This is a genomic window from Edaphosphingomonas haloaromaticamans (genome assembly GCF_001853345.1).
Classification (GTDB): Bacteria; Pseudomonadota; Alphaproteobacteria; order Sphingomonadales; family Sphingomonadaceae; genus Sphingomonas_E; species Sphingomonas_E fennica.
Genome location: NZ_MIPT01000002.1, coordinates 183667 through 192206, shown reverse-complemented (window position 1 = coordinate 192206; position 8540 = coordinate 183667). Strand labels below are relative to the sequence as shown.

At 65.6% G+C, this 8540-nt stretch carries 11 protein-coding genes; 1 reads left to right on the top strand and 10 read right to left on the bottom strand.

All coding sequences use genetic code 11. From position 1 onward, the window contains the following. Positions 1 to 140 precede the first annotated feature (140 nt). From BHE75_RS22265 to BHE75_RS22220, 10 genes are all read right to left on the bottom strand, one after another. Complete coding sequence (locus BHE75_RS22265) at positions 141 to 1442, bottom strand: glycoside hydrolase family 130 protein (protein WP_438830636.1); 1302 nt, start codon at positions 1440 to 1442, stop codon at positions 141 to 143. A gap of 254 nt (positions 1443 to 1696) precedes the next feature. Continuing rightward, on the bottom strand, positions 1697 to 2137 hold the full coding sequence (locus tag BHE75_RS22260) for a four-helix bundle copper-binding protein (RefSeq protein WP_015449267.1): 441 nt from the start codon (positions 2135 to 2137) through the stop codon (positions 1697 to 1699). 14 nt (positions 2138 to 2151) lie between these two features. Continuing rightward, entirely contained in the window at positions 2152 to 2595 is a 444-nt protein-coding gene (locus BHE75_RS22255; protein ID WP_007406411.1) for a DUF1622 domain-containing protein, read from the bottom strand. Further along, positions 2582 to 3304 carry a hypothetical protein gene (locus BHE75_RS22250; protein ID WP_007406380.1) on the bottom strand — a complete coding sequence of 241 codons (723 nt, stop codon included), beginning with the start codon at positions 3302 to 3304 and terminating at the stop codon, positions 2582 to 2584. The genes BHE75_RS22255 and BHE75_RS22250 overlap by 14 nt, the downstream gene beginning before the upstream one ends. Beyond that, entirely contained in the window at positions 3301 to 4029 is a 729-nt protein-coding gene (locus BHE75_RS22245; RefSeq protein ID WP_070936360.1) for a hypothetical protein, read from the bottom strand. Before BHE75_RS22245 ends, BHE75_RS22250 begins: the two co-directional genes overlap by 4 nt. After that, the gene (locus BHE75_RS22240; RefSeq protein ID WP_030089529.1) at positions 4029 to 5939 is read right to left on the bottom strand and encodes a 2Fe-2S iron-sulfur cluster-binding protein; all 1911 of its coding nucleotides are present in this window, start codon (positions 5937 to 5939) and stop codon (positions 4029 to 4031) included. Before BHE75_RS22240 ends, BHE75_RS22245 begins: the two co-directional genes overlap by 1 nt. A 23-nt stretch (positions 5940 to 5962) precedes the next feature. Further along, complete coding sequence (locus BHE75_RS22235; protein WP_007406382.1) at positions 5963 to 6283, bottom strand: hypothetical protein; 321 nt, start codon at positions 6281 to 6283, stop codon at positions 5963 to 5965. A 59-nt stretch (positions 6284 to 6342) separates the two neighbouring features. After that, complete coding sequence (locus tag BHE75_RS22230; protein ID WP_007406426.1) at positions 6343 to 6564, bottom strand: hypothetical protein; 222 nt, start codon at positions 6562 to 6564, stop codon at positions 6343 to 6345. Beyond that, positions 6561 to 7040 carry a heavy metal-responsive transcriptional regulator gene (locus tag BHE75_RS22225; RefSeq protein WP_007406417.1) on the bottom strand — a complete coding sequence of 160 codons (480 nt, stop codon included), beginning with the start codon at positions 7038 to 7040 and terminating at the stop codon, positions 6561 to 6563. Before BHE75_RS22225 ends, BHE75_RS22230 begins: the two co-directional genes overlap by 4 nt. A 140-nt stretch (positions 7041 to 7180) precedes the next feature. After that, complete coding sequence (locus BHE75_RS22220; RefSeq protein WP_007406371.1) at positions 7181 to 7519, bottom strand: hypothetical protein; 339 nt, start codon at positions 7517 to 7519, stop codon at positions 7181 to 7183. Positions 7520 to 7780: 261 nt separating this feature from the next. On the opposite strand from BHE75_RS22220, the gene BHE75_RS22215 reads away from it, so the two are divergent. Further along, complete coding sequence (locus tag BHE75_RS22215; RefSeq protein ID WP_007406428.1) at positions 7781 to 8143, top strand: hypothetical protein; 363 nt, start codon at positions 7781 to 7783, stop codon at positions 8141 to 8143. The last annotated feature ends 397 nt before the right edge of the window (positions 8144 to 8540 follow it).

The following is an 8540-nucleotide window of genomic DNA, read 5'->3' as shown; positions in this document are numbered from 1 at the left end:
CCACGGCAGTTTTTGGCGAAACCCCTGAATCAACGACAGGCTCAGCCGTCAAGCTAACCTGCTGATACCACTCAACTTAATTTCCGATCGGGCTCTAACTATGGTTCGGACTCGAGAGCAGGACAGGTCGGCAACAGTGACTAATCCATGGCGGCCAGCAGACGCTCGAGAGGAATAGTGGCAAAAGTGGTGAAGCTGTCAGCAATGGCATAAGGCAGTACCAGCACCCGATTATGTACCATCGCGCCGCAGCTGTAGGCTACGTTTGGCACATAACCTTCGCGCTCATCCATGTCCGACCGCAAAAGCGGTAGCTTCGTCCGCGCCAGCAGCTTCGAGGGATCGTCACGGTCCAGCAGGCACGCCCCGATGCAATAGTTCCGAACGGCGCCGACTCCATGAGTTACGACCAGCCAGCCTTCGTCGATCTCGATCGGCGATCCGCAATTACCGATCTGGACAAACTCCCAAGGCCAGCGAGGTTCGATGGCTTTCGCTCCGCCACTCCAGTCGTGAATGTCCGCGGACGTCAGGAACCAGATATTTTCGTTATCCTCGCGCCCAAGCATGGCAAAGTGCCCGGCAATGCGTCGGGGGAAAAGCGCCATGCCCTTGCTACCGGTGGCATCCCCACGCAGCGGTCTGAGTTCGAATGTCCGGAAGTCCGGCGTGGACAACAACTCCTGCCGGACGGACTGGCCGCTAAATGCCGTATATGTACCGAAATAGGTGGCTCGGCCATCGTCGTCCAGGAAGCGGACCAAGCGAAGGTCTTCGATGCCACCACGCTGGCTGGGGGTTGTCGGAAAGATCACGATCTCCGAGAGATCGTGGCTGCCATCGCACTTGATCCGAATGCCCGCGTCCGGCCCGTCCTCGCCGGAGATGTTTTCAGTCTCCAGCACGAGCGGCATGGGGCTCGGAGGATTGATTGCTATGGTTCCGTCCGCGGCGCAAAACCCGGTGCGAAAGGTGACGGAGGAGATATGCCCCTCGCCCACGCCTCGCAGGGAAAGAATGAATCGGAGAGAGTTTTCAGGTACAGCAGACTGATCAGGATGCAGGACGATGCTCGGATTGAAAAGCGCTGCTGCCTCATAGGAATATTCGTTGCAAAAATGGGCACCGATCAAGAGCGCCTGTTCATGGGTGACCTCGCAATCACAGACGATGATGCCATCAACCTCGTGGAACCGCCGCAAAAACAGGGACGGAACCTCACGATGCCTTCCCGAGAAATCATCAAGAATGCGTTGCAACTCATCGTGGAGCGATGCTGGGTCGAGCGCCAGGACGCGGTCGGCGATGCGCTGCGCACGTGGCTGATCCGGTACCGCATATTTATAGGTTTCCGTCGACGGCATATAGGGTCTGATCACTACCCTTGCTGGATTGGGGCGGAGCAATTCGGGTAGCCGGTTGACAAATTCGGCGGTTGACACTGACTTCTCCAATACAGATCGACCGTGGAGCGTTCACGCAATCGTAAAGATGGTGCTCGGCATTACCCGACTATCGGGTGGCGGCACGGAAGGCTCCGGCGATGGCGGGTGCGATGATTTCCGCCGTTGCCGGATACTCGGACTTTGTGCCACGTGCCATGATCGCTGTCCTGGCGTAGTTGTCGGACACACAAGCTGTGACCGGGGGCTCTGGCCTGAACGTGACTATGTGGGGCACGTGCGAAGCGCGCCGCTCAGCTCGACATGTCCGCCATCGTTCGGCAGCTCGCCGCGCATTTCTTGCAGGTGGCCGAGCAACGCGCGATCCGCTGGTCCGCGCTATGGCGTCCGCATTCCTCGGCGCAGCGCTCGCAAGCGTCGGCGCAGGCGCGGCAGACGATGCGGTGCAGGGCAGATTCCCGCAGCATCGAGTTGGCGGTCGCCTGGCACAGTTCCGCACAGTCGTTCAGCATGGCGATCAGCGACGCCGTAGCTGACGCGCCGCCTTGCTTCGTCAGCCAAGCGGCGGTTTCCAGGCACATGCGGTGCGAAGCCACGCAATCGTCGATGCAGTCCGTCATCGACATCGCCATCCCTTCCATTCGATGCTGCTGCGCCGCCGCCGGCACAGCCAGCGTTCCGGCGGCGGCAAGGCCGGCGCCGGCCATCAGCAATTCGCGTCTCTCGATCATCATGCACCTCCCATCTGCTATCCCTTGAGCGCTGTGCCGCATCCGGCGGCCTCAGCCGTCGCAGGCGACCCATCCGACGCCGCACGCGCCTTCTCCCGCGCCATCCGGGTTTCCTCCCAGGGCCAGTGGCCGTTGATCTCGACCCCGAGCGAGATGCTCAGGAAGGTCCGCACCAGCACCAGCCCGGCCAGAACGATGAGATCGTCGAGCGTTGGGTTGATCACCAGCGACTTGACGATGTCGCCGGCGACCAGAAATTCCAGGCCGAGCAGGATGCTGCGGCCGAGCGCCGAGCGGAACGCGCTATAGGCCTCGGTTCGGTCGCCCGCCCTCGCCCGCCGCGCAAACAGAAAGGTTGCGAGCCCCGCGCCGACCAGGATGGTCAGCGTGCCCGCCAGTTCCAGGCCGATCACCGCGAGCCGGAAGAAGGCGCTCAGCCAGTCGGCCTCAATGGTGATCATACCAGCCTCGCTTGCGGATATTGTTGAAGCTGTCGGTGGCGTGACAGGCATAGCATTGGTCGACGCGCGCCTTCGATCCGGCTGCGCGCTGCGAGACCATGCTGAAATGCTCCATGAAGTGACTCGGCGGCGCCTTGTGGCACTCGGCGCACTGCGTCGAATTGACCGATGGATGGCGGTAATTCGCGATCTTCCAGCTGTCGGTCTTGTGGCAGCTCGCGCAGTCGGTGCCGAACAGGCCCTGGTGCGGATCGCGGAACGCATGGCAGCTCGCGCAATTGAGCGCGGTCTCGGGGGTCAGGCTTCGAGTGTTTGTCGACATGCCCGCCAAAGGCTGCCGCCACTTCGCCATGTCGAGCAACGCGGCGTGATCCATGCGGATGATGCCGCGCTCTCCCTCATGTTCGACGTGGCAGGAGGTGCACTGCGTCGCTTTCGCGTGGAACTGCGTCGACTGCTTCGTCCCGAAATCGGTGCCCGCATGGCAGGTGAGACAGGTCCGGGTTTCGACGCCCTTGCCCGGCGTGTGGCAGGCCGTGCATTGGCCGGCAAAGGACTGGTGCGCGCTCGAGAGCGGGCCGGGCGAGACGAGCTGCGCCACCAGGCCGGCATCCCTCGGCGCGTCCGATCGCATCCGGATCGCGACCGCGGCGACCATCACCAGCAGGGCTGCGATGAAGACGGCGTAGGAAAGACGCTGCCAGCTCATAGCCAGCGCAGCCCGTAATAGATCGCCGCGCCGACGTGGAGCGCGAGCAGCGCGAAGATGAGACAGCCCAGCAGGATGTGCAGGAACCGCCACCGCGCGAACAGGGTGTTGGTTGCCTCTTCGGCACGGATCGCGAATTCGGTATCGGCCAGCGCTGCGGCGATCCCCGCCTTGTCCTGGGGGCGCTGGCCCGCGGACGCATCCCCGGCGACGAACAGATAGCGCTTCCAGCCCGACAGCGGCGGGGCTGCGGTATCGGCCTGCGTCGGCGCCGCCGGCNCCTCGAGGAAGGCGGCGCGAAGCGAGGCCAGTTCTGACCTGCGTCCGCGCAGCGCCCGACCAAGCTGGGCAAGCAGGTAGCGGCCGATGAAGCCGGTGATGACCGTCATCAGCAGGAGGACGGTCAGAAGCAGGCCGACCGGGCTTTCGAGCTTGTGCGCGGCGTGGACCAGACCCAGGATCGGCGCCAGCACGCCGGCATAGATGTGGATGGCGAGCAGGGTTGGCTTGCTGACGACCCGGGAGAGCGCCTTGTCGACCCAGGCGATGTGTTTGGCCGCGACATAAGGAAGCGTCAGCAGCATCAGCACGAGCGCTGCGATCCCGATGATCCCGCCGGCCAGGCTACCCGGAAAGCGGGGCGACACATGCACGAGATAGCCGAACGGGAACAGCAGCAGGAACGCGACCAGCAGGCCCACGGCAATGTCGCTGCGTTCGCGCATCAGGCTTCGACCACGAGCGGCGTGCCCGTCCCCTTCGCCTGGCACGCGAGCACATAGCCTTGCGCCTTGTCGGCGGGCGCAAGGCCGGATTCGACCTCCATCGTCACTTCGCCCTGCAGCAGCTTGACCACGCAGGCGCCGCATGTGCCCGCACGGCATGCATAGGGGATCTCGACGCCCGCGCCCTCGGCCGCCTCCAGCACGGTCTCGTCCGCGGGCAAGGCCGCCGACACCCCCGACACGGAGAAGGTCACCGTGCTCGGCGCCACCTCGGCGCTCGGGGCCGGCTTATCCGCTGGCGGGGGCGCGGGCTTGACCTCGAGATCCTCGTGGTCGGCCGGCAGCGAGGCCGGACCGAACGCCTCGGTGTGCAGCTGCGCTTCGGGGACGCCGAGTTCCGCCAGCACGCCGCGCATCGCGCCCATCATCGCCGGCGGGCCGCACATATGGATGCGCCGGCTCGCGATCTCCGGCACCGCGGCCAGGATCATCTCGCGCGTGATCGGCCCTTCGGGGCCCATCCAGACGGTGCCGGGCGCGCGCTGCATCGCGGCGACGACATGGAGGTTGGGAAAACGGCGTTCGAGCCGCTCGAGCTCGTCGCGGAACACGAATTCCTCGGTCGACCGTGCGCCGTAGAAGAAGAAGATATCACCCTTCCACGCGGTGTCGGTGAGATAGCGCAGCACCGACATCATCGGGGTGATGCCGACCCCGCCCGCGATCAGCACGATGCTCTGGGCATCCGTTCCCGTGAAGGTGAAGGCGCCGAACGGTCCGCTGACCTTCAGCAGATCGTCGGCGACGACCTTGTCGTGCAGGTATCGCGAGACCACGCCCTGCTCCTCGCGCTTGACCGTCAGTTCGACATAGGCCCGCTGGGTCGGCGAAGAGGCGATCGTGTAGGAACGGCGCGCGGTCTTGCCCGCTTCGGGCTCTACCTCGACCTGCAGGAACTGGCCCGGCAGGAAGTCGAACGGCAGCCGGTCGGCGGTCGGGTCCGCGAGCCGGAAGGTCAGCACGCTCGGCGTCTCTCGCACGATCTGGACCACGCGCAGCTGCCCCGCCCAGCTTTTGGGCTTGCGCAGCGACGCCCCAGCGGGTGCGGCCGCATTGCTCGGCGCGAGCCCGGCGCTGTCGGCAACGGGTGCAGGCGCGGGCGCAACCCTGGTAGCGGGAGGGGCAGCCTTCGGCTCCGGCTTTGCTGGAACCTTGGCGGTGGCGACACCGCCGGCGATCGCCCCGATCCGCCGCAGGCGGAAGATCTGCAGCGCGATAAGCGTGGCGCTCACCAGCCCCAGGAACAGCATGAGAAGGAGGTGCGAGGGCGAGATGCCGAACCAGTGATCGGCATGGCCGGGCGCGGCCTGGTCGATGTCGAGCTGATCGCGCAGCCAGGCAAGCCCGACCTCCCGGGGCGGCTGCAAGCCCCCGATCGCGCCCTGCGCGGCGGTGCCGGAGCGGAACAGGTCGGTTCCCTCGCGCAGGCGCCGCGCCGCATCGAGCCGGGCCGAGACCGTGGTCGCACGCGCGCCGTCGGCCGAGGCGGCGTTGATCATCGCCAGACCCGTGCTTACCCGTTCGCCGGCCTGCGCAGCGACCCGCTGCCTTGCCGCTTCGTCAAGCGCGGGAAAGGCGAGCAGCTGCGAGATGAAGCCGGTCCGGCGCGATTCGTGGCCGTGCTCATTCTCCCCTTCCCCATTGATCATGCGATCCATCATGGGGTTCATCATCTTCGCCATGTCCGACGACCCCGGCTCTGCCGGTGCGGACATGCCCCCGCCGGCCGGCATGCCTGCGCCATGATGCGCGGCATGATCCTCGCCCTCCTGCGCGCCCGCGCTCGCGGACAGGCTGAGAGCGATTGCGCAGCCGAGGCTCAAGCGTCGAAGGCTGATCCGCCTGGACATCCTCATCCCCTTAGTGTGCGAGCCTACATATCCTTCATCGGCATCGCCGCATTGCCCGGCGCGGGATCGGGTGCCGGCGCGGTCTGGTTGCCGGCCCCGGCGCGCATCGCGTCATGGTCCATCGCCTGACGGTGATGCCGCTCCATCTCGGCCTGGTTGCTCATCGCGTCCATCGGCGCCGCGTCTGCAGCGTTGCCGCTGTCGGTCAGGACCGGGGTGGCGGCGACGCTGTTCGCCGCGGGCGGCACCGTCTGGTCGGCCTGGCGGTCGCAGCCCGAAAGCGCGAGCGCCAGCAACAGGCTTCCGCCGACAAGTGGAAGGGCTTTCTTCGCATGGTCGATCATGGCTTTGCTCCTTGGCTTGAAAACTGTGTCCGGGCGCCATCCCTGGCGTCCGGACCGGCTCATTGCGCGCTGCGCAGAATCCGGAGACACCGGTCGTGCGAGAGGTTCATCGGGTTGCGCCCCTGCCCCTTCATCTCGCCATGATCATGCGGCGTCTGGAGACCCATATTGCCCTCCATCGCCCGGCAACTCTCGACCTGCGCCGAGGTCGGCCGCGTGGTCACACAGGCGCCTAGAAGCAGCGCCGGCGTGAGGACGGCGATCAAACGCATTTTCTTCATGACAAAACCCCTTTCGCTCGTGGTGATCGTTCGTCCTGCGCTGCCTGATGTTTCTTGTTATGCTGCTGGTCTTTCCGCCGCGCCGTCAGGAAGGCGAGGATCGGGCAATCGGAGACCGGCACTTCGCCCGGGCATTCGTCGGCGAGCATCCGCAGCATGTCGCGGATATCCGACAGGCGCTCGAGCCGGGCTTCGGCGTCCGCGATCTTGGCAAGCGTGATATCGAGCACGGCCTGGGCATGCGCGGTGTCCGACGCCCTGAGCGCCAGCAGCTGCCGGGCCTGTTCGAGTGTGAAACCAAGCTCCTGCGCCGAGCGGATGAAATTGACGCGCTCGAGGTCGGTCGCGTCGTAGAGCCTGTAGCCCGCTGCCGTGCGCGCGGGCTCGCGCAGCAGGCCCATCCGCTCATAATAGCGGATCGTATCCCGCCCCACGCCTGCGGCCGCGGCCAGTTCGCCGATCTTGAAATTGCCCATGTCATCCGCTCGATCATGCCGGTTGGACCATGGTCCAGGGTCAAGCGGTTTCGCTTTGACCCCGAACGGTCTCCTCGTCGCCGGCGGCCCGCTGCCCCGACGCGTCGCAGGGCAGCCCGTGCCGCCGGGCCACCGGCTTGTCAGTTCTTGCGAAGCTCGACGATGTCGTGCCTGGCAGGCGTGCCGTCGGCGACGGACACGTGCGCGAAGTGATCGTCAAAGATATGGTCGATCGTCACATGGCCGACGAGCTGGCGGTGATAGGTCGGCGCCACGCCCTTGGACGGACCCGGATGGGTCACGACGCGATAGACCTCGAGCTTCTGGCCGACCTCGGCGCCATCGGCCTTGCCGATGCAGACGACCGTGCCGTTGCTGCCCGTGTCGACGATCGAGCCGCGCATGAACAGGCTGTGCCCGATGCCCTGGGCCATAGCGGGGACGGCAGCAAGCATCGAAATGCCGGCAAGCGCGACCATGAGAGTTTTTCTGACCATATTCACCTCCTTGGATGGTAAGCCACCGCCCGGACTTTGCCGAGGGGAAGAGCGTCTCTTCAGGCTTGGGACTACGGTCCCGGGTCCAGCCTCGATATACGTAGAGGCCGCAGCCGATCTTCTTCCCCGGGCCGGATCTTTATTGACGCGGAGTTGACGGAATCAGCCGTCAGCACTTCAAAATCCGCGCGGCGCGAGACTTTGGTTGGCTGCGCCCGCGAAACCCGCTAGATATCGAGGCCCGTGAAACGCCTGCTCGCCCTCCTGCTCGTCATCGGAGCGCTGTCCGGTCTCTTCGGAGCCCAGATGGCGGCCGCGCACAGCGTGCCGCAGGCGGCAGGCGCGCCGCTGGCCAAGGGCATGGATGCGGACTGCATGGCGATGATGGCCAAGCAGCAGCCTGCGCCCAGCGAAAAGCCCTGCAAGGGCCTGACGCTCGATTGCATCGCCGCGATGGGGTGCGTGATCCCGCTGGTCGCAGCGGACCTGGCAGGCGGCGTTGCGCCTGCGCGTCTCTACGACGCGCCCAGCTTCTGGACGACCGACACGATATTGACCGGCAAGGCGGTTGCGCCCGAGCCGGATCCTCCCACCAGCCTTGCCTGATTGAACGAGCACGGGCTGCGCGCATCGATCGATGCGTGCGCGCCCGGTTTCCTTCTTTTCAGTCAAAGGTTTTCGTGATGATCAAACTGCTTCCGGCCGCCCTTGTGGCGGCCCTCAGTCTCGCCGCGCCTGCGCTTGCAACCGACGCGAGCCGCACGCCGCAAGGCCATTGGGAATGGCGGTCGGCGCCGCAATATGGTCCGCGGGCGACTGGCCCTGCGCGTGTCCGCATATGGGTGCCCGACAGCCGGGACATGGCCAGCTGCGATTGCGCGATGATGCAGGCAAGCGCCGCCGACTGCATGCGCGGCGCAGTCAGGTCGGACAAGGGCTAAACCCGCTCCGGAGCGGCGCGTCACATCTTGGCGCGCCGCCTCTGTCATGAGGGGATGATATC

Coding starts and splice junctions, on each gene's coding strand:
- BHE75_RS22240 (WP_030089529.1), bottom strand. CDS start 5,939: ATGTCCAGGCGGATCAGCCTTCGACGCTTGAGCCTCGGCTGCGCAATC.
- BHE75_RS22235 (WP_007406382.1), bottom strand. CDS start 6,283: ATGATCGACCATGCGAAGAAAGCCCTTCCACTTGTCGGCGGAAGCCTG.
- BHE75_RS22260 (WP_015449267.1), bottom strand. CDS start 2,137: ATGATGATCGAGAGACGCGAATTGCTGATGGCCGGCGCCGGCCTTGCC.
- BHE75_RS22255 (WP_007406411.1), bottom strand. CDS start 2,595: ATGATCACCATTGAGGCCGACTGGCTGAGCGCCTTCTTCCGGCTCGCG.
- BHE75_RS22230 (WP_007406426.1), bottom strand. CDS start 6,564: ATGAAGAAAATGCGTTTGATCGCCGTCCTCACGCCGGCGCTGCTTCTA.
- BHE75_RS22225 (WP_007406417.1), bottom strand. CDS start 7,040: ATGGGCAATTTCAAGATCGGCGAACTGGCCGCGGCCGCAGGCGTGGGG.
- BHE75_RS22220 (WP_007406371.1), bottom strand. CDS start 7,519: ATGGTCGCGCTTGCCGGCATTTCGATGCTTGCTGCCGTCCCCGCTATG.
- BHE75_RS22250 (WP_007406380.1), bottom strand. CDS start 3,304: ATGAGCTGGCAGCGTCTTTCCTACGCCGTCTTCATCGCAGCCCTGCTG.